Annotated in this window: 19 protein-coding genes; 13 read left to right on the top strand and 6 right to left on the bottom strand. The window is 68.2% G+C overall.

The window, feature by feature from the left end; genetic code table 11:
- Positions 1–62 precede the first annotated feature (62 nt).
- Genes AC07YH_RS11630 through AC07YH_RS11620 form a run of 3 tightly spaced genes read left to right on the top strand, consistent with a single transcriptional unit; the run spans position 63 to position 2,500 of the window.
- A complete protein-coding gene (locus tag AC07YH_RS11630) occupies positions 63–308 on the top strand; it encodes a hypothetical protein (protein ID WP_494623115.1) in 246 nt (81 codons plus the stop codon).
- Positions 309–360: 52 nt separating this feature from the next.
- Positions 361–657 (top strand): DUF454 family protein, encoded by a 297-nt coding sequence (locus tag AC07YH_RS11625; protein WP_494747152.1) that lies wholly within the window; start codon positions 361–363, stop codon positions 655–657.
- A gap of 34 nt (positions 658–691) precedes the next feature.
- A complete protein-coding gene (locus tag AC07YH_RS11620) occupies positions 692–2,500 on the top strand; it encodes an ABC transporter ATP-binding protein (protein ID WP_494747151.1) in 1,809 nt (602 codons plus the stop codon).
- Positions 2,501–2,502: 2 nt separating this feature from the next.
- Here the strand turns inward: AC07YH_RS11620 and AC07YH_RS11615 are convergent, their stop codons facing one another.
- A complete protein-coding gene (locus tag AC07YH_RS11615) occupies positions 2,503–4,284 on the bottom strand; it encodes a DUF4153 domain-containing protein (protein WP_494747150.1) in 1,782 nt (593 codons plus the stop codon).
- A 99-nt stretch (positions 4,285–4,383) separates the two neighbouring features.
- Here AC07YH_RS11615 and AC07YH_RS11610 point away from each other — a divergent pair, with 99 nt between their 5' ends.
- Together AC07YH_RS11610 and AC07YH_RS11605 are read left to right on the top strand one after the other, a co-directional pair.
- Positions 4,384–5,892 (top strand): S10 family peptidase, encoded by a 1,509-nt coding sequence (locus tag AC07YH_RS11610; protein ID WP_494747149.1) that lies wholly within the window; start codon positions 4,384–4,386, stop codon positions 5,890–5,892.
- A gap of 65 nt (positions 5,893–5,957) precedes the next feature.
- The gene (locus AC07YH_RS11605) at positions 5,958–6,341 is read left to right on the top strand and encodes an iron chaperone (RefSeq protein ID WP_494747148.1); all 384 of its coding nucleotides are present in this window, start codon (positions 5,958–5,960) and stop codon (positions 6,339–6,341) included.
- On the opposite strand, the gene AC07YH_RS11600 is transcribed toward AC07YH_RS11605, so the two are convergent.
- The gene (locus AC07YH_RS11600; protein WP_494747147.1) at positions 6,338–7,165 is read right to left on the bottom strand and encodes an SDR family oxidoreductase; all 828 of its coding nucleotides are present in this window, start codon (positions 7,163–7,165) and stop codon (positions 6,338–6,340) included. The two genes, AC07YH_RS11605 and AC07YH_RS11600, sit on opposite strands and share 4 nt — an antisense overlap.
- Before the next feature lie 85 nt (positions 7,166–7,250).
- Here AC07YH_RS11600 and AC07YH_RS11595 point away from each other — a divergent pair, with 85 nt between their 5' ends.
- Complete coding sequence (locus AC07YH_RS11595) at positions 7,251–8,150, top strand: LysR family transcriptional regulator (RefSeq protein ID WP_494747146.1); 900 nt, start codon at positions 7,251–7,253, stop codon at positions 8,148–8,150.
- Here the strand turns inward: AC07YH_RS11595 and ppk2 are convergent.
- Positions 8,147–8,908 carry a polyphosphate kinase 2 gene (ppk2, locus tag AC07YH_RS11590; RefSeq protein ID WP_494747145.1) on the bottom strand — a complete coding sequence of 254 codons (762 nt, stop codon included), beginning with the start codon at positions 8,906–8,908 and terminating at the stop codon, positions 8,147–8,149. The two genes, AC07YH_RS11595 and ppk2, sit on opposite strands and share 4 nt — an antisense overlap.
- 46 nt (positions 8,909–8,954) lie before the next feature.
- On the opposite strand from ppk2, the gene AC07YH_RS11585 reads away from it, so the two are divergent.
- The 5 genes from AC07YH_RS11585 to AC07YH_RS11565 all read left to right on the top strand — a co-directional run bounded on the left by AC07YH_RS11585 (position 8,955) and on the right by AC07YH_RS11565 (position 14,841).
- Complete coding sequence (locus tag AC07YH_RS11585) at positions 8,955–9,671, top strand: 16S rRNA (uracil(1498)-N(3))-methyltransferase (protein WP_494747144.1); 717 nt, start codon at positions 8,955–8,957, stop codon at positions 9,669–9,671.
- 140 nt (positions 9,672–9,811) lie between these two features.
- Entirely contained in the window at positions 9,812–11,173 is a 1,362-nt protein-coding gene (locus AC07YH_RS11580) for a glutamate--cysteine ligase (protein ID WP_494747143.1), read from the top strand.
- 104 nt (positions 11,174–11,277) lie between these two features.
- Positions 11,278–13,320, top strand: a complete 2,043-nt coding sequence (locus AC07YH_RS11575) for a TonB-dependent receptor plug domain-containing protein (RefSeq protein ID WP_494747142.1) — start codon at positions 11,278–11,280, stop codon at positions 13,318–13,320.
- Positions 13,321–13,331: 11 nt separating this feature from the next.
- Complete coding sequence (locus tag AC07YH_RS11570) at positions 13,332–13,859, top strand: homogentisate 1,2-dioxygenase (protein WP_494747141.1); 528 nt, start codon at positions 13,332–13,334, stop codon at positions 13,857–13,859.
- Position 13,860: 1 nt separating this feature from the next.
- Complete coding sequence (locus tag AC07YH_RS11565) at positions 13,861–14,841, top strand: cytochrome-c peroxidase (RefSeq protein ID WP_494747140.1); 981 nt, start codon at positions 13,861–13,863, stop codon at positions 14,839–14,841.
- 53 nt (positions 14,842–14,894) lie between these two features.
- Here AC07YH_RS11565 and AC07YH_RS11560 read toward each other — a convergent pair whose 3' ends face one another.
- Together AC07YH_RS11560 and AC07YH_RS11555 are read right to left on the bottom strand one after the other, a co-directional pair.
- The gene (locus AC07YH_RS11560; RefSeq protein WP_494747139.1) at positions 14,895–15,032 is read right to left on the bottom strand and encodes a hypothetical protein; all 138 of its coding nucleotides are present in this window, start codon (positions 15,030–15,032) and stop codon (positions 14,895–14,897) included.
- Positions 15,033–15,118: 86 nt separating this feature from the next.
- A complete protein-coding gene (locus AC07YH_RS11555; protein WP_494747138.1) occupies positions 15,119–15,631 on the bottom strand; it encodes a DUF427 domain-containing protein in 513 nt (170 codons plus the stop codon).
- A gap of 214 nt (positions 15,632–15,845) precedes the next feature.
- Here AC07YH_RS11555 and AC07YH_RS11550 point away from each other — a divergent pair, with 214 nt between their 5' ends.
- Positions 15,846–17,750, top strand: a complete 1,905-nt coding sequence (locus AC07YH_RS11550; RefSeq protein WP_494747137.1) for a peptide MFS transporter — start codon at positions 15,846–15,848, stop codon at positions 17,748–17,750.
- 279 nt (positions 17,751–18,029) lie between these two features.
- On the top strand, positions 18,030–18,527 hold the full coding sequence (locus tag AC07YH_RS11545; RefSeq protein WP_494747136.1) for a GNAT family N-acetyltransferase: 498 nt from the start codon (positions 18,030–18,032) through the stop codon (positions 18,525–18,527).
- 160 nt (positions 18,528–18,687) lie between these two features.
- Here AC07YH_RS11545 and tldD read toward each other — a convergent pair whose 3' ends face one another.
- Positions 18,688–20,118 (bottom strand): metalloprotease TldD, encoded by a 1,431-nt coding sequence (gene tldD / locus AC07YH_RS11540; protein WP_494747135.1) that lies wholly within the window; start codon positions 20,116–20,118, stop codon positions 18,688–18,690.
- Positions 20,119–20,131: the final 13 nt, after the last annotated feature.

Here is a 20,131-nt window from a genome sequence, read left to right as displayed (position 1 = left end):
TTGGATTTGTGGGGCCTGAGCAGTCAAGGTCTTCCTGCAAGCCATTCGCAGGAGCGACCGTCATGACCACCGCCGCCATTCGTCTCTCCGGCTGGAGCCTGCTGATCGCCGGCGTCGGGGCCGGGATCGTCCTGCCGCACCCGGTGACCACCCGTCTGTGGACCGCCGCCGGCAAGCTGTTCGCCCTGTCCGGCGACCACGGCATGGTCGCGCGCCTGACCTCGGCCACCAAGTTCGGGCCGAAGATCCGGCGGGGGCTGAACACCCGTCCGCCGCGTCGTGTCGGCGGGGTGGCGGAAGCCTTCTAGAAACGCCAATGGGGCCTTTGCGACCCGCTCGCAGGCGCGCTAGCGTCGCCGCATGAGTTCAGAACCCGTCCGCAAGCCGCGCCGCAAGCTGACCCGCTTCGAGCGCTGGGCGCTGGACGGGCTGGGCGGCGCGCTGCTGGCGACCGGGGCGGTGGGCATCGTCACGCCGGGGATGCCGACCACGGTGTTCTGGATCGGCGCTGTGCTGTGCTTCCTGAAGACCCGCCCCCACGCCGTGAGGCCGATGCTGCGCGTGCCGGTGGTCGGGCCGGCGATCCGCTGGTTCCTGCGCTGGCGGCCGTTCGGCGGCGGGCGCAAGCGGCGCCAAGGGGGCTCGAAGCGGGGCTGACGCGAGGGCCGAAAATCCCTATCTACCCGTCGCCATGACCGACGCTTTCGAGGATGAAGACGAGATCGGCGCCCGCAAGCGCGCGCTGTCGAACCGCCAGGTGCTGGGCTTCGTGGCCCGGTTCTGGAAGCGGCGGCCGGTGCTGTTCGGCTTCGGGGTCGGCCTGACCCTGGTGGCGATCGCCTTCGACCTGGCCTTGCCCTACGCCTCGGGCCACCTCGTGGACACCGTCACCAGCAAGCCGCGCGGCGATGTCGGCGCCTGGCAGGCGCTGGCGATGTTCATCGGCGTCTATCTGGCCTTCTCGGTGATCCGCAACATCGCCCACCGGTTCTGGATCCCGCTGGCGGCCCGGAACATGGAGGAGATGACCAACGAGGGTTTCGCGAAAGTGCAGGCCTTCTCGTCGGACTGGCACGCCGACAGCTTCGCCGGCGCGACGGTGCGCAAGCTGACCCGGGCCATGTGGGGCTATGACAGCGTCACCGACGCGGTGACCATCTGGCTGGGGCCGGGGATCATCGTGCTGGTCGGGCTGTCCATCGCCATGCTGTTGCGTCAGCCCCTGGCCGGCGCGGTGTCGCTGGTCGTGGTGGTGGCCTATCTGTCGGTGAACCTGTGGGTCACCGAGCGCTACGTCCGTCCCAGCAACCTGCGCTCCAACGCCCTGGACTCGCAGATCGGCGGGGCCTTGGCCGATGCGGTGACCTCGAACCCGACCGTGAAAAGCTTCGGCGCCGAGCAGCGCGAGGCCGCGCGGCTGGCGCAGGTCACCGCCGCCTGGCGCGACGCGGTCATGGTCACCTGGAACCGCTTCACCGACGTGTGGCTGGGCCAGAACCTGCTGCTCGTCCTGCTGCAAGCGGGCCTGACCGGCTCGATGGTCTGGGGCTGGGCACAGGGCACGGCCACGCCTGGCGACGTCGCCTTCGCCATCACCGCCTTCATGCTGATGAGCGGCTACCTGCGGAACCTGGGCGAGAACATCCGCATGCTGCAGAAGGGCATCGACGACACCGAGGACGTCGCGGCCTGGACCACCCTGGCCCCGCAGATCGCCGACGCGCCCGGCGCGCCGGACTTCCAGCCCAATACCGAGAAGGGGCGCGCGGGTTCGATCGAGTTCAAGGACGTGACCTTCCGCTACAAGGCGGCCGGCGCGCCGCTTTACGACCACTTCTCGCTGAAGATCTCGCCCGGCGAGCGGGTGGCGCTGGTCGGGCCGACGGGCTCGGGCAAATCGACCTTCGTCAAGCTGGTCCAGCGGCTGCACGACCTGCAGGACGGGGCGATCGTCATCGACGGCCAGGACGTCTCGGAGGTCACCCAGGCGTCCCTGCGCCGCGCCATCGCGGTGGTGCCGCAGGACCCGGCCCTGTTCCACCGCTCGCTCTATGAGAACATCGCCTACGGCAAGCCCGGCGCGACCCGCGAGGAGGTCGAGGCGGCGGCCAGGAAGGCGCGCGCCCACGACTTCATCCTGCGCCTGCCCAAGGGCTACGACACCCTGGTCGGCGAGCGGGGCATCAAGCTGTCGGGCGGCGAACGCCAGCGCGTGGCCATCGCCCGCGCCTTCCTGACCGACGCACCGATCCTGGTGCTGGACGAAGCGACCTCGTCGCTGGACGTCGAGACCGAAGGCCAGGTCCAGGAAGCCGCCGAGGCGCTGATGGAGGGGCGGACCACGATCGTCATCGCCCACCGTCTGTCGACCGTGCGCGGCGCCGACCGCATCCTGGTGTTCCAGAAGGGTCGTGTCGTCGAGGAAGGCCGCCATGCCGAGCTGACCGCGGCCGGCGGGGTCTATGCCCGGCTGAACGCGATCAGCGCGGGCGTGGTCTAGGGCTACTTCTTGTCCAGGGTGACGATCCCGGCCGTCAACGGCGGCGCCGTGGTGGTGCAGTCGCCATCCGAGGGGCGCATCAGCAAGCGTTGATCGCCGACCATCAAGTCCTGGCGCGGGGTAGGCGCGTCCATCCGCACCGAGCCGGATTTCAGCGCAGCGCCGATATCGACGTTTCCGCAGGAAGGGGTCGCCATCGCGATCCTGCGCCAGCGGCCGTCCTTCAGCTTCATCACATCGAACGTCGCGCCCGTGGTCAGCATTACTTCGTCCTGGCCGTCCCCGTCGACGTCCAGCAGAAGGATCGAGCAGTTGGTTTCCGCGAAGGCGCAGACCGAGCCGCTGTCATGTGACGTTGGATTCTGGCTCAGGAAACTCTCAGGCAAGGCCTTGCCGACCGGATAGACCGGCACCTTCGATAGATCCGGACCCGATCGAGCGAAGACTGGAGCCTTGTCCTTGGCGGCGATCGCTTCGCGTGCTCGTCGCGCCACGCCTTTGTGGGCGCTGACCTTCAGCCGCTCCAGCGCATCGCGGCCATAGCGCCCGCTGTCGAAGCGCAGGAACTGGAAGTCGAACTTTTCCGCCGTGACCTTGCCCGCCTCCAGGCGCTTGACCTGGCTGCTCACCGACAGCCGCGCCGGGTCGGCGATCGGGGTGAACAGAGCGATCAGCAGCAGGACCGACACCGCCGCCATGATCAGGTTGGTCGGCTCCAGCGGCTTCATCCACGGGCCCGGCTTAAAGGCGGCGAGCGCGTAGCCGATGGTGAAGCCGATCGCGACGACGAGGTAGGCGCTGGCGAACACCCGATCCGGCGTCAGGCCGTACTGATCCACCCGCAGCCACAGGGCGTAGGCGGCCAGGATGACGATCGGGATCAGCAGCAGACCCGCCGCGCGGGCGGCCAGGCGGGGCACGGCGTGCGGCGGCTCGACGCCATCCTGATAGGCGGCGTTGACCAGGATGATCAGGGCGGCGGCGGCGGCCAGCAGCAGCGCGGTGGCGGCCTTGGTGCCCCACAGCGGGGCCAGGCCCGTGAAGGGCAGGGTGGCCAGGAAGCCGCCGGCGATCACCACCATCAGCGGCGACAGCCAGGCCAGCAGGGTCAGGCCGACGGTGCGGACGCCGCGCACCAGGCCGGCGCGGGCCTCGGTCAGCTGCACGGCGGTGTGGACGGCGACGGCGAACATCAGGCCGGTGGCCGGGAAGGCGAAGGCGGTCTCGCCGATCAGCTTCTGGATCGCCTCGATCCCGATCAGCTTGAACAGCGCCCCGGCCAGGAACAGCAGCAGCCAGAACGCGCCGGTGAAGGCCAGCGACAGGAACAGCCGGATCAGGTTGGTGAAGGCCAGGTCGAAATAGTCGGCATAGGGCGCGACGGGCCTCCGGGCCGCATCGGCCGGCTGGACCAGGTGGTGGGCGATGAACAGCAGGGCCGCCACGGCGATGAAGGTCGGCGGCGACAGCGGCCCCGCGCCCAGGCGGTCGGGCTCGGCCCCGGTCCAGGCGGCGTGGACGGCCAGGATCGCCGCCAGGGCGGCCGCGACGGCGGTCCAGGCGATCAGCGACCCGCGCCGCATGGCCGACAGCGCCGCCAGCGGCAGCAGCGGGACCATCAGGGCGCAGACCAGCAGCGGCGCGTAGAGCATCGGCTGCGTCGCCGGCCAGGCCTTGGACTCGTCGGCCTTCTGCAGCAGGAACAGCGCGATGCCCTGGGCCAGGCCGATGGCCAGGCGCGTCGCGGCCGTCTTGCGGGCCGTCGTGGCGTCGGTCGTGCTCATCGGCGTCTCCCCCAGTCGCGGGTACAGCATCACGCCCGCATGTGGTTGTGAAGCTTCCCCGCTTGGCTTAGCAATTTCACCCTCTTTGGAGGGGTAGTAATGAAACAGCTTATCCGGGCCAGCGTTGCGGCTCTCATTTTCGCGGCGACGCTGAGCGGCGTCCCGGCCCTGGCGCAGGAAAAGGGCCCCAATGGCGGGGGCGAGAAGCCGGCCGCCGAGGCCAAGTCCGACCTGCCGCCGCTGCCGGCCGACAAGTCGGTGCAGCAGTCGGCGACGATCGGCGGCAAGGTCGTCAACTACACCGCGACCGTCGGCGTGCTGCCGGTGCGTGACGAAAAGGGCAAGAAGGTCGCCGAGGTGGTCTACACCTCGTACATCGTCAACGGCCCGCGCGATCCGAACCGTCCGATCACGGTGGCCTTCAACGGCGGCCCCGGCGCGGCCAGCGTCTATCTGAACTTCGCCCTGGGCCCCAAGCGCGTGCAGTTCGGCGCCGAAGGCGACAGCCCCTCGTCCTTCACCAAGCTGGAAGACAATCCGTCCAGCTGGCTGGACTTCACCGACATGGTGTTCATCGACCCGGTCGGCACCGGCTTCTCGCGCTCGCTGGTCAGCGAGGAGGAGACCAAGAAGCGCTTCTATGGCGTGAAGCAGGACATCGACTACCTGTCGCGCATCGTCTTCGACTACCTGGTCAAGACCGAGCGCCTGGCCTCGCCCAAGTACCTGGTCGGCGAAAGCTACGGCGGTTTCCGCGGCCCGCGCCTGGCCTATGAGCTGCAGACGGACCTCGGCGTCGCCGTGAAGGGCGTCGTGCTGGTCTCGCCGCTGCTGTCCAGCGCCGGCCGCGCCAGCCAGGAGGTCTCGCCCCTGCCGGCCATGTGGACCTTGCCGTCCATCGCCGCCGCCAAGCTGGAGCGCGACGGCAAGCTGTCGGCCGACAACATGAAGGCCGTCGAGGACTATACGCGCGGCGAATACATGGTCGACCTGATGAAGGGTTCCGACCCCGCCGCCCTGGAGCGCCTGACGACCAAGGTCTCGGCCATGACCGGCCTGTCGCCGGACTATGTCCGTCGGGCCGGCGGCCGCCTGGAGACCCAGTCGTTCCTGCGTGAGGTGTTCCGTGACAAGGGCCGCCTGGGCAGCCGCTACGACAGCAACGTCACCTCGCTGGACCCCTTCCCCAACGCGCCGGAGCAGGAGGTCAACGACCCGATCCTCGACGCGATCATCGCGCCGACGACCAGCGCCATCGTCGACTTCACCACCCGCATCGTCGGTTGGAAGCCCGAGGCGCGCTACGAAGCGCTTTCGAACAGCGTCAACCGCCTGTGGGATCGCGGTCGCGGCCAGGACACCGAGTCGGTCACCGACCTGCGCAAGGTCGTCTCGGTCGACCCGAAGCTGAAGGTGCTGATCGTGCACGGCTACAACGACCTGTCGTGCCCGTTCTTCGCCTCGCGCCTGATCGTCGACGCCATCCCGGCGACGGCGGGCGGCCGCGTGACGCTGTCCAACTATCCGGGCGGCCACATGTTCTACAGCCGCCCCGACAGCGGCGCCGCGTTCCGCAAGGACGTCATGGCGCTGTACGGCGCGAAATAACAGACCACGATGTCGGCGGGAGGCCGTCCCGGACGTCCTCGGTTCATTCGAGCGAGGAACGACCGATGATGAAGCCTCCCGCCGCGTCCATCGACGACTACCTCTCCAAGCTGCCCGCCGACCAGCGGGTGGCCCTGGAGACCCTCCGAGGCCAGATCCGCGCGGTGGTCCCGCAAGTCGAAGAGGCGATCAGCTACGGCCTGCCGACCTTCAAGCTCAGCGGCAACCTCGTGCACTTCGGCGCGGCAGCCAAACACTGCGCCTTCTATCCGGGCGCAGTGGTCAGCCAGTTCGCCGACCGGCTGGCGGGCTTCGAGACCGCCAAGGGCACGATCCGCTTCCAGCCGGACGCCCCGCTGCCGCCGGACCTGATCCACGACATCGTCTCGCACTGCGTGGCGCGCAACCTGGAGATCGCGGCCGAGAGGGCGAGCCGCCGCAAGCGCTAGCGGGCGAAGCGCTCGCGCATGAAGGCCATGTACCGTTCCTCCGAGGTCTCGCGCCGCGCCTTGATCAAAGGCAGGACGTCGTCGGCCGCCAGGTAGCGCAGCTGGTCACGCCCATCCGTCGTCGCGTCGAAGATGACCTCGGCCACGTCGCGCGTGGTCCGCATGTTGGGCGCCGTGCTCAGGCCCGCGAAGATCTCTCCGGCTTCGGCCAGGAACGGGCCGTAGTCGGCGATGACCTCGCCGCCGGCTTCGGAGGCCATGCGCTTGCTGAAGTCGGTCTCCATCACGCCGCCCGGCTCGACGATCTTCACGGCGACGCCCAGGCCCCTCAGTTCGTACCAGAGGGATTCCGAGAAGCCCTCCAGCGCGAACTTGCTGGCGCTGTAGAGCGACATGGTCGGCAGGGCGAAGGCGCCGGCGCCCGAGCTGATGTTGACGATCGCGCCCGAGCGATTGGCGCGGAAGTGGGGCAGCAGGGCGCGGGTCACGTCCATCACGCCGAAGACATTGACCTCGAACTGTTCCAGCACCTTGTCGCGCGGGGTGGTCTCGAACACGCCGAAGAGGCCAAAGCCGGCGTTGTTGATCAGGGCGTCGATGCGGCCGAAGCGGTTGATCCCGGCGGCGATGGCCGTGTCGATGCTGGCCCGGTCCTGCACGTCCAGGCGCGTGACCAGCACGTTGTCGAGCTTGGCCAGGTCCGCGCCGGCGGCCGGAGTACGCATGGTGGCGACGACGTTCCAGCCGCGTTCGGCGAACAGCCGGGTGAGCGCGGCGCCGAAGCCGGTCGAGCAGCCGGTGATCAGGACGGTCTTGGTGGTCATGGGAGTGTCTCCTGGGTTGATGACCAGGATTTAGGCCGCGGCGGATGTTGCGATAATCCGCTATGATTGGCATGAAGTAATGAGCATGAGCTCATCAATACCGTCGCTACATGATCTGACCCTGCTGAAGGCCGTGGCTGAGCGGCGCAGCTTCCGCGCGGCGGCGGACGATCTGGGCGTCTCGCCCTCGGCGCTCAGTCACGCCATCGCCGGGCTGGAGCGCCGGCTGGGCGTGCGGCTCTTCAACCGCACCACCCGCAGCGTCGCGTTGACCGAGGCGGGCGAGCAGTTCCTGGCCAGGGTCGGTCCGGCCCTGCGCGAGATCGCCCAGGCGGTCGAGGGCGTGAACCGTTTCCGGGATACGCCCGCGGGGCTGCTGCGGATCAACGCCTCGGCGGACGGCGCCGAGCGGATCATGCCCATCGTCCTGGACTTCATGGCCGCCTATCCGGACATGCGGGTGGACCTGGTCACCGAGGGGCGGCTGGTCGATATCGTGGCCGACGGCTTCGACGCGGGCCTGCGCCTGGCCGAGGCGGTTCCCCAGGACATGGTCGCCCTGCCGTTGGGCGAAGAGGAACAGTTCCTGGTCGTCGCCAGTCCGGACTATTGGAGCCGGCATGGCGCGCCCCAGGCGCCCGCCGATCTGTTGCGCCACGACTGCGCCCGGGTGCGACTGCCCAGCGGCGCGCTATGGACCTGGGAGTTCGAGCGGCATGGCGAGGTCTCCCGCCTGGATCCGCCGGGGCGGTTGAGCGTCGGGACCCCGGTCCTGGCCGTGCGGGCGGCCCTGGCCGGCGCCAGCGTGGCCTATGTCGTGCGCCGGGAGGTGGAGGCGGATCTCGCCGCCGGGCGGCTGGTTCCGGTGCTGGAGGACTGGACCCCGCCGTTCGCCGGGCTTGTCCTCTATTATCCCCGCCAGCGGCTGCCGTCGGCGGGCCTTGCGGCCTTCGTCGCCTTCGCCAGGCGTGCGCGACGGGTCTAGCGCGCCAGCCGCCCGTCCTCCAGCGCCGCCGGTTCGAACGAGAAGATCACGCTGGGATCGGGCCTGGCCACGCCCTTGACCAGCTTCTTGTCGCCGGCCGCGTGCAGCAGCCAGCGGATGACGTTGAGGCGGGCGGCCTTCTTGTGGTCGGCTCGGACGCAGATCCATGGCGAGACGTCGCTGTGGGTGCGCATGAACATCTCGTCGCGGGCCTTGGTGTAGTCGTCCCACTTGTCCTGGGCGACCTTGTCGAGATCGCTGGTCTTGAAGGCCTTCAGCGGATCGTCGCGGCGGGCCTTCAGGCGCTCGGCCTGCTCCTCGCGGCCGATGTCGAGCCAGAACTTGACGTAGCGCAGGCCGTTCTCGACCAGCATCCGCTCGAAGGCGGGGACGTCCTTCAGGAACTGCTCCTGCTGCTCGGGCGTCGAGAAGCCCATCACCCGCTCGACCCCGGCCCGGTTGTACCAGGAGCGGTTGAAGATCACCGCCTCGCCGGCCGCCGGCAGATAGTCGACATAGCGCTGGAAGTACCACTCGGTGCGTTCGCGCTCGCTGGGCTTGGGCAGGGCGACGACCGTGGTGGCGCGCTTGGACAGGTGCTCGGTGACCCGGGCGATCGTGCCGTCCTTGCCGGCGCTGTCGCGGCCCTCGAACACGACCAGGATCTTGTCGCCGTTCTTGATGGCCTTCTTCTGCAGTTCGATCAGCGCCAGCTGAAGCTGCATCAGTTCGTTGTCGTAGTCGTCTGACTTGCTCATAAGCCGAGCCTACCCCCGGAAATGCGAGTTGCGCTAGAAGGACGACATGATCCGTCTCTTCGTCCCCAACGACCTCTCCGCCGGCGCCGGCGTCGTGCCCACCGTCGACCAGTCGCGCTACCTGACCCAGGTCATGCGCCTGGGCGTCGGAGCCGAGCTCTTCCTGTTCAACGGCCGCGACGGCGAGTGGCGGACGACCATCATCGAGTCGACCAAGCGCGGCTGCCTGTTGAAGACGGAAGAACAGGTCCGGCCGATGGCGTTCGGCCCCGACCTTGATCTCATCATCGCCATGGTCAAGCGCAGCCGGGTCGAGACCATCGTCGAGAAGGCCGCCGAGCTGGGCGCGCGCCGGGTGCGGCTGACCATGACCCGCCGCACGAACGTCGATTTCGTCAAGCTGGGCCGTCTGGACGCCATCGCCATGGAGGCCGCCGAACAGACTGGCCGCCTGGACGTGCCCGAGGTCGCTGACCCGGAGAAGCTGGACAAGATCCTCGACGCCTGGGACCCGGCGCGGCGCCTGGTGTTCTGCGACGAGGGCGGCGACGCCAAGCCCGCGATCGAGGCGCTGGCGGGAACGGGCGGTCCGGCCGCCATCCTGATCGGCCCGGAAGGCGGCTTCGCCCCCGAGGAACGCGAGCGCCTGCGCGGGCTTTCCTTCGTCACGCCGGTGTCTCTCGGCCCGCGCATCCTGCGGGCTGACACGGCGGCGATCTCGGCCATGACGCTGTGGCAGGCCGCCGTTGGGGATTGGCGCTAGAACATTTATGCTCAAGGTGACCCCTTGAGGTTCGCAAAGAAAACGCCCAACTGGGCGTGACCGATTAGTATCGCCGTCGTCGGAGAGGTTTTGAGTCTCTCTCCTTCCGCAGCATCATTCCCTGGGGAGGGGCGGCTTGCATGGCCGACACCGCTAGCGTCCAAGAGCGTCAACTGACGCTCGCTGACCTGACCGACTATTTCGCCAAGGGCAGCAAGCCCAAGGAAGCGTTCCGCGTCGGCGCCGAGCACGAAAAGTTCGGCTTCTATCTCGGCGCGAACACGCCTGTTCCGTACGAGGGCGACAAGGGCGTCCACGCCCTGTTGACCGGCCTGCAGCGCTTCGGCTGGAAGCCCGTCATGGAAGGCGAGGTGATCATCGGCCTGGAGCGTAACGGCGCCAATGTCAGCCTGGAGCCGGGCGGTCAGTTCGAGCTGTCGGGCGCGCCGCTGGCGACCATGCACGACATCTGCGAGGAGACCGGCCAGCACCTGGACGAGGTCAAGACCGTCGCCGACGAGCTGGGCCTGGGTTTCGTGGGCCTGGGCTTCTCGCCGCTGTGGAAGCGCGAGGAGGTGCCGGTCATGCCCAAGGGCCGGTACGTGATCATGCGCAACTACATGCCCAAGGTCGGCGGCCTGGGCCTGGACATGATGCTGCGCACCTGCACGGTGCAGGCCAATCTCGACTTCTCCAGCGAAGCCGACATGGTCGCCAAGTTCCGCATGAGCCTGGCCCTGCAGCCGATCGCCACGGCGCTGTTCGCCAATTCTCCGTTCACGGAAGGCAAGCCGAACGGCTTCCTGTCGGCGCGGGCCAATGTCTGGACCGACACCGACCCGAACCGTACGGGCCTGCTGGATTTCGTGTTCGAGGACGGCTTCGACTTCGAGCGCTACGCCCGCTATTCGCTCGACGTGCCGATGTATTTCGTCAAGCGCGGCGACAAATATATCGACGTCGCCGGCCGGTCGTTCCGCGACTTCATCGAAGGCAAGCTGCCCGAGCTGCCGGGCGAGATCGCCACGATCAAGGACTTCGCCGACCATACGACGACCGCCTTCCCGGAGGTGCGTCTGAAGACCTATCTGGAAATGCGCGGCGCCGACGCCGGGCCCTGGAGCCGTCTCTGCGCCCTGCCGGCGCTGTGGACCGGCGTGTTCTATGACGACGCCGCGCTGGCGGCCGCCTGGGACCTCTGCAAGGACTGGTCGCTCGAGGACCGCGAAGGCCTGCGCCGCGACGTGCCGAAGCTGGGCCTGAAGGCCCAGGTCGCTGGCCGGTCCGTCCAGGACGTCGCCAAGGACTTCGTGGCCATCGCCAAGTCGGGCCTGAAGAACCGCGCCCATCTGAACGGCGGCTTCCTGGACGAGACCATCTATCTCGGCGAACTGGAGCAGATCGCCGACAGCGGGATCACCCCGGCCGAGAAGCTGCTGTCGCTGTACAACGGCGAATGGCAAGGCGACATCAGCCGCGTTTTCACCGACTGCGCCTACTGAACGCTCATTTAGCGGAATAGAGCGTTTCAACCCAAGGGTCTGGAAAAACCTCGCCCTGGCCAACCCTCCCCGTTATGTAGCTGGCATACATAACGGGGTTTCGAATGCTGTTCCGATCCATGCTGCTGGCCGGTTCTCTCCTGGCCGGCGTCGCCCATGCCCAAGCTTCCGCCAGCGACAATGACGTCTACGCGCTGGGCGAGGTGCGGGTCACGGCGCGGACCAGCGACGGCGGCCTGGTCGGCGGGGCGGTGGTCAAGGGCGAGGACCTGCGCAAGTTCGACAAGGTCAGCGTCGACCAGGCGCTGGACCTGATCCCCGGCGCAAACGCCGGCAACAGCGGCGGCTCGCGCAACGAGCGCCTGGTGTTCATCCGGGGCTTCGACCGCTTCCAGACCACCCTGTCGATCGACGGCGTGCGGGTGTTCCTGCCGGCCGACAACCGCATCGACTTCGCGCGTTTCCTCACCGCCGATCTGTCCGAAGTGCAGGTGTCGAAGGGCTATGTCTCGGTGCTGGACGGCCCGGGCGGCATCGGCGGGGCGATCAACCTCGTGACCCGCACGCCCTCGGCCCCGTTCGAGGGCGAGGTGCGGCTGGGCGGCGGCTTCGACGCCGACGGTTCGCTGAACAGCACGTCGGTCTCGGGCCGGATCGGCGGGCGGACCGAGCACTTCTACGCCCAGCTGTCCGGCGCGCGGAACGAGCGTACCCACTGGGCGCTGCCGGACGGCTATCGCCCCACCACGCTGGAGAACGGCGGCTATCGCGATCACTCCGACAGCGAGGACTGGCGGGTCAACGCCAAGGTCGGCTTCACGCCGCGCGAGGGCGACGACTATTCGCTGACCTTCACCCGCCAGGAGGGTTCGAAGAACGCGCCGTTCCACGTCACCGACACGGCCAGCACCCGCTACTGGACCTGGCCCTATTGGAACATCGACAGCATCGCCCTGCTGACCCGCACCCAGATCGCCGAGCACGCTTACTTAAAGACCCGCTTCTACCGGAACACCTTCGAGAACGGCCTGTTCTCGTGGGACAACGCCCGCCAGAACACCCAGACCCTCGGGCGGGCCTTCCGGTCCTATTACGATGACGTCGCCTATGGCGGGAACGTCGAGCTGGGCTTCGAGCTGAACGCCAGCAACACCCTGAAGGCCTCGGCCTTCTATCGTCGCGACGAGCATGTCGAGTGGCAGACCAGCTACGCCCCGCCGCTGACCGAGCCGAAGCAGACCACGACCGAGGACACCACCTCGATCGCCATCGAGGACACCCAGCGGTTCGGTCCGAACGTTGACCTAGTGGTCGGCGTCTCGCGCGACCATCGCGACCTGTCGATGGCCCAGGACTTCAACACCAATGTCCTGGTGTCCTATCCGCTGACCAGCGACAGCGCCTGGAACGGCCAGGCGGCGCTGATCTGGCGGCCGACCGCGACCAGCCAGCTGCACGCCAGCGTCTCGTCGCGGATGCGCTTCCCGACCCTGTTCGAGCGCTTCTCCTCGCGGTTCGGGACGGCGATCCCCAATCCGAACATCGGCCCCGAGCGGGCGGTGAACTACGAGGTCGGCGGCCGTTTCGATGTCACGCCGGCCGTCTCGGTCGAGGGGGCGGTGTTCTACAGCGACGTCCGCGACGCCCTGATCTCGATTCCGGTCGCCCTGGGCGCGCCGTTCGGCACGGTCAGCCAGACCCGCAATGTCGGCGACGGCGAATATTACGGGGCCGAGGCCTCGGTGACGGCCAAGATCACGTCGGGGCTGACCCTGGGCGGTAACTACACCTATCTGCACCGCGACTTCACCGACCCGACCAACGCCGCGTTCCGGCCGCAGGGCGTGCCGACCCACAAGGTCTTCGCCTATGCCGACTGGCGGGTCGTGGACCGCCTGACCCTGACGCCCAGCGTCGAGGCCGCGTCCAAGCGCTGGACGGTGACCTCGAGCAGCCTGATCACGCCGATCCGCTACTATCGCACCGGCGCCTACGTCCTGGTCGGGCTGACGGCGCGGGTCGAGGTGACGCCGAAGATCGACGTCATCGTCGGGGCGCGTAACCTGCTGGACCAGAAGTACCAGCTGGTCGATGGTTTCCCCGAGGAAGGCCGCAGCTTCCGCACCGACCTGCGGGTCAAGTTCTAGGAGCGTCCGTCATGCGTCTGCCCGTTCTCCTCGCCGCCCTGGCCCTGCCGGTCGCCGCCCACGCCCAGATGGCCCCGGCCGCCACGCCGGCGCCGGCCTGCGCCGCCATGGACGAGGCCCTGCCGGCCGAACTGGCTGGCTGGCCCAAGAAGACCGAGCTGGCCGCCGCCACCGGCGTGTCGGGTCTCGACAAGGCGCTGCTGGTCCCCGGTCAGGCTTATGTCGCGACCTTGGCCGCAACGCCGGACGTGACCTATGTCGTCCAGCCTGAGAAGCCGGGCGGCACCGTCAGCAAGGGCGGAATCTTCGCGGTCGATATCGCCACGGCGGGCTCCTACGTGATCGCCCTGGGGACCGGCGCCTGGATCGATCTCTTGAAGGGCGACGCCGCCCAGCGCTCGACCGGCCATGGCCGGGGGGCGGCCTGCACCACGCTGCGCAAGATGGTGACCTTCGACCTGCAGCCGGGCCGCTATGTCGTGCAGATCTCGGCCAATGCCGAGCCGACCCTGCCGATCATGATCGCGCCCAAGCCCTAAGATGAACCTGGGGGCGGCGAGCAAGGTGCTGGGGGCCATCGCGGCCCTGTATCTGGCCGCCGCCTTCACGCCGGGCCTGGCCGAGCGGCCGGCCTCCGACGTCCGCGTCGAGCTGGGCCGGCGGTTGTTCTACGACGCTGACCTGTCGATCGACGGGACCATGGCCTGCGCCACCTGCCATGAGCAGCATCACGGCTTCACCGACGGCAACGCCACGCGTCCCGGCGTCCACGGTGATCCGGGCCGGCGCAACATCCAGACCCTGGCCAATGTCGGGACCTTCGCCAGCCTGACCTGGGGCGATCCGCGCGTGACCCGGCTGGAGGAACAGGCCCTGATCCCGATCGCCGGCAAGACCCCGGTCGAGATGGGCTTCGGCGGCCAGGAGAAGGTGTTGGAAGACCGCATCGGCGGTCGCGCCTGCTATCGCAAGCTGTTCGCCGCCGCGTTTCCGGGCGAAGCCGTCAGCATGGCGACCATCACCAAGGCCTTGGCCGCGTTCCAGCGGACCATGGTGTCACGCGACGCGCCCTATGACCGCAAGAAGCGGGGCGAGGCCGTGGAGACGTCGATCGCGGCGCTGCGGGGTGAGAAGCTCTTTTTCGGCAAAGCGGCCTGCGCCAGCTGCCACGCGGCCCCGGACTTCACGGACGCGACCCGCCCTGATGCTTTCCACCGCATCGACCTGCCGTTCTCCGGTGATCAGGGGCTGGGCGAGATCACAGGCAAGGCCGGCGACAATGGCCGCTTCCGCACGCCATCGCTGCGCAACGTGGCGATCAGCGCGCCGTATCTACACGACGGCTCGGCGCGCACCCTGTCCGGCGCGATCCGCCGGCACCGCGACGCCACGCGGCTGAAGGACGGCGAGGTCGAGGACCTCGCGGCGTTCCTGCGCACCCTGACCGACGACCGCTTCGTCGCCGATCCGCGCTTCGCGCTGCCGAAGGCCTCATGCGAGGCCGCCGCGGCGGCGCTTTGATATTTGTCGCGCGACGGACGCCGAAACCGGCGTCCACTTCTGGCTGTCGCGCCTTAGAAAATCGCGCGCACGCTGGCGATGATGCCGACCCACAGGCCGACGGTCCCGGCGATGGCCAGGAGCCTGCCCCAGGCGAGGCGGCGGGTGGGGTTGGTCGCGTGAACGGCGGTGTTATAGGAGATGTAGGCCATGGTTTCCTCCACGCCCCTCTGACGGGAGCTATGAACCCTATGCTCACGCTCCCAATGGTTAACGCTGGCTTAAGGTCGCAGCGGCATTACAACGCACCCGCGCCCTTGTAGGGCTGGTCGGTGGCGGATTCGGGGATGTCCACGTTCGGCGGCCAGTGCTCGGCCTGGCTGCGGCCGGAGCCGCTGTCGGTGTGGCGGACCACCTCGGCGATATCCGCGCTTTCCGTCAGGGCTGCCGTAGGCGCGCCCAGCTGGAACTCGACATGCTCGGGATAGAAGGCCACGCGGTTGCCGATCTGGCCGACCGAGGGATACGGGTCCTCGTAGGTCCAGACAGCGTTCTCGACCACCTTGGCGTCGCGATAGAGCGTGAAATAGCTGGCGTCGCCCTTGTAGGGGCAGTGCGTCACCTTGTCGGTCCGGCGCAGGAACAGCATCTGCACGTCTTCGCGCGGGAAGTAGTAGACCGGCGGATAGCTGGCCTCCTTGAGGACCAGCACATCGTCGCTGTCGGCGATCTCGTGGCCCTCGAAGAGCACCCGCACCGTGGTCGGCGCGCGCTCGAGGGTGATCGGGTGGTTTGCGTCGGGGATCTTCATGTCGGGCTCCCGTCCGTAAAAAGGGTTCGCTAGGTAAACGCGCGGGGCGCCCGCGAGGCTCCCCGAAGCAAACATGGGTCCGTTTACGTCAGCGGCAAGCCGTTGCTTGTGAAACGTTCGGCCGCGTGATCTTCTCCCCGCCAAATTGGGGTCGGCGGGGATGATTTGACCGGGGGGTCAGGGTCCGCCTCTCGTCACGTTTCAAGGCTAGCGTATGAATATCGTTATCGCCGCGGGCATCCTGGTCACGCTCGTGACCGGCATTCCCGTCCTGGTCCAGCTGCTGCGGGGCCACCCGCGCGGCCTGATCATCTGCTTCCTGGCCGAGATGTGGGAGCGCTTCTCCTACTACGGCATGCGGGGCCTGCTGATCTTCTACCTGACCCAGCATTTCCTGTTCGATCCCAAGGTCGCCAGCGGCCACTACGGCTCCTACACCTCGCTGGTCTATATCGTGCCTCTGCTGGGCGGCTTCCTGGCCGACCGCTATCTGGGCACCCGCAAGGCCGTGGCGTTCGGCGCCATCCTGCTGGTCGCCGGCCACCTGGCCATGGCGGTCGAGGGCAAGCCGGCCGTCCAGACCCTGACCTATGGCGACCACGTCTACACCTTCCAGTCCGACGGCCGTGGCGAGCAGCGCGTCGCCAAGCTGATCGTGGCCGGCAAGCCGTACGACGTCACCGCCAGCGAGAAGGGCGACCTGGAGGTCAAGAACCTGCCGGCTGACGCCGGCCTGCCCGCCGTCATGCCCAAGGGCCAGTACAAGCTGGACGTCGAGGGTCGTGACCCGATGTACCTCAACATCTTCTGGCTGGCCCTGTCGCTGATCATCGTCGGCGTGGGCTTCATGAAGTCGAACGTCGCCGCCCTGGTCGGCCAGCTCTATCCGCAGGGCGATCCGCGCCGCGACCCGGGCTTCACCCTCTACTATTTCGGCATCAACCTGGGCTCGTTCTGGGCCTCGATCCTGTGCGGCATCCTGGGTGTGAACGTCGGCTGGTGGGCCGGCTTCGGCGCGGCTGGCCTGGGGATGCTGGCCGGCTTCATCGTCTTCGTGCTCGGCAAGCCCTGGCTGCTGGGTCGTGGCGAGCCGCCGGAGGACGCCAAGCTGAAGGAGAAGGTCGCCGGTCCGATCACCCGCGAGGTGGTGATCTACGGCGTGTCGATGCTGGCCGTGCTGGCGGTGTTCCTGGTCGTGCAGCACACCCCGGTCGTCAATGTCACCCTGCTGGCCGGCATGTTCGGCTCGCTGGGCTACATCCTGTGGTTCGCCTTCGTGAAATGCGACAAAGTCGATCGCGAACGCCTGCTGCTGGCCACGGTGCTGGTGCTGGGCGCGGTGGTGTTCTGGACCCTGTTCGAGCAGGCCGGCTCGTCGCTGAACCTGTTCGCGGCGACCAATATCGACCTGCGCCTGCTGTCCAAGCCGGTCGAGTGGTTCGGCGGTTCGGTGGTGCTGGGCGATCCCGAGCAGCTGGCCAAGGCCGGCATCTCGACCGAGGGCAAGTTCTGGGTCAACACGGCCTTCAACGCCGCCCAGACCCAGGCCATCAACGCCGGCTGGATCCTGATCTTCGCCCCGGTCTTCGCCGCCCTGTGGACGGTGCTGACCGCGCGCAAGATGAACCCCAACCCGATGATCAAGTTCGGCCTGTCGCTGATCCAGGTCGGCGCGGGCTTCCTGATCCTGCTGGTCGGGGCGCAGTTCGCCGACGGGGCTTTCAAGATCCCGCTGATCTTCCTGGTGCTGATGTACATGCTGCACACCACCGGCGAGATGTGCATGTCGCCGGTCGGCCTGTCGCAGATGACCAAGCTGTCGCCCGTGCAGATGGTCTCGTTCGTGATGGCCGTCTGGTACATGGCCCTGGCCATGGCCAACCTGTTCGGCAGCTGGATCGCGGCCATCGCCTCGACCGAGACCGTCGCCGGCCAGGTCCTGGACCCGGGCGCGGCCATGGCCCAGTCCCTGCTGGTCTTCAAGATCATCGGCCTGGCCGCCATCGGCCTGGGCGTGGTGTTCCTGGCTCTGTCGCCGGTTCTGAAGAAGTGGTCGCACGGCGCCGACGAGACCACCGACCAGCCGATCGCCGACTCCACCGTCACCGGCCAGGCCTAGGTCGAAACGAAAGAAGGGCCCCAGCGCGAACTGGGGCCCTTCAACGAGGCGCGGAGGGGCCGCGCCTCGCCTAACGGGTGGGAACGGTCTGCGCGGTGGCTCAAACCCCGCAGACCGCTTTCCGCTCCTACCCGAAGCGATTGGTAAAACCTGCCTCGCACGGTGCCGTTGGCGGGCCTTCGGGGGAAGTTACAAGCGCGACAGGTGCATTAAACCTTTGAAAGGTTGCGCGGGATCGCCTGCCACCCTAGGTGCGGGGCTCCTGACGGAGGGGCCCTGATGACCGATCTCGTGAAGCCGCTGACGACCGACGATCTGACCGGCGTGGACGGCGAGGCCCTGCTGGCCCTGAACAATGACCACGCCGTCGAGCTGTCCTGGCTGGAGCCAGAGCGGTTGGCGCATCTGGTGGATCAGGCCTTCGTGGCGCGCCGCGTGGGCGTGGCCGACGCGTTGCTGCTGACCTTCGATCAGGCGGCCGACTACGACAGCGTCAACTACCTGTGGTTCCGCGAGCGCTACGGCGCCTTCGTCTATGTCGACCGCGTGGTGGTCGCCGACAGCGCGCGGGGCAGGGGCCTGGCGCGGGCGCTCTATGACGACCTGTTCGCGGCCGCGCGGGCGGCGGGCCATCAGCGGATCGTGTGCGAGGTCAATTCCGACCCGCCGAACCCGGCGTCGGACAAGTTCCACGCGGCGCTGGGGTTCGTGGAGGTCGGTAGCGCCGAGATCCACGGGGGGAAGAAGACGGTGACGTATCTGGAGCGGGTGCTCTAGCGCCCCCTCAGTGCTCCCAAATCCTTGTCATCCCGGCCGAAGCGTAGCGTAGAGCCGGGACCCAGGGGCGGCCGGCACTGAGTTCACGCACCCCCTGGGTCCCGGACAGCGCCTACGGCGCTTCCGGGATGACAAGGTTGGTTGGCTTTGAGGCTAGGCTCTAGACCGCCGTCCCGCCCACGGTCAGCCCCGTAATCTTGAGCGACGGCTGGCCCACGCCCACAGGCACGCCCTGGCCGGCCTTGCCGCAGACGCCGATGCCGGGGTCGAAGTCGAAGTCGTTGCCGATCATCGTCACCCGGGTCAGGGCCGAGGGGCCGTCGCCGATCAGGGTCGCGCCCTTCACGGGGGCGGTGATCTTGCCGTCCTCGACGAGGTAGGCCTCGGTGCACTGGAAGACGAACTTGCCGTTGGTGATGTCGACCTGGCCGCCGCCGAAATTGGCGCAGTAGAGGCCGCGCTTCAGCGAGGCGATCATCTCCTGCGGATCGTCATTGCCGGCCAGCATGCCGGTGTTGGTCATGCGCGGCATCGGCATGTGGGCGTAGGACTGGCGGCGACCGTTGCCGGTGGCCTTCATGCCCATCAGGCGCGCGCTCATGCGGTCGTGCATGTAGCCGACCAGGATGCCGTCCTCGATCAGGATGGTGCGCTCGGTGGGCGTGCCTTCGTCGTCGATGGTGAGCGAGCCTCGGCGGCCCGGCAGCGAGCCGTCGTCGAACACGGTGACGCCCTTGGCCGCCACGCGCTCGCCGATGCGGCCCGAGAAGGCGCTGATGCCCTTGCGGTTGAAGTCGCCTTCCAGGCCGTGGCCGACGGCTTCGTGCAGCAGCACGCCGTTCCAGCCCGGGCCCAGGACCACGTCCATCTCGCCGGCCGGGCAGGCGACGGCGTCCAGATTGACCATGGCCATGCGCAGGGCCTCGTCGACCTGGTCCTGCCACTTGTCGGGGCTGATCCACGCGGCGAAGCCGGCGCGGCCGCCGGCGCCGGACGACCCGCTCTCGCGGCGGCCGTCCTTCTCGACGGTGACCTGGACATTGACCCGCACCAGCGGGCGCACGTCGCGGATCAGCTTGCCGTCGGCGCGCAGGATCTCGACCACGCGGCGCTCGCCGGCCAGCGAGGCCATCACCTGCACGACGCGCGGATCGCGGGCGCGGGCGAAGGCGTCGATCTCCTGGAGGAGGCTGACCTTGTCGGAGAAGTCGGGGGCGCTGACGGGGTTGTCCTCGCCATAGAGCCGTTCGTTCGTGGAGCGCGGGCCCTCGGCCGAGACGCCGGCATAGCCGCGCTTGGCCAGCTTGGCCGAATCGGCGGCGCGGCCGATGGCGGCTTCGGAAATCTCGGCGGCGTGGGCGTAGCCCGCCGTCTCGCCGGCCACGACGCGGAGGCCGAAGCCTTCGCCGCTGTCGTAGGAGGCGCTCTTGAGGCGTCCGTCGTCGAAGACGAAGGCCTCGCTCTCGGAGCGCTCGAGGAACAGTTCGCCATCGTCGGCGCCCGCTAGGGCTTCGCCGAGGATCGACTGGGCGCGGTCACGATCGACGCCGGCGGCGTCCAGAAGGGAAGGGGCGGAGATGGGAGCGTTCATGGGCCTACAGGTA

The sequence above is a fragment of the Caulobacter sp. GW456-12-1-14-TSB4 genome, assembly GCF_059424195.1.
This window is presented reverse-complemented; position numbering and strand designations above follow the sequence as displayed.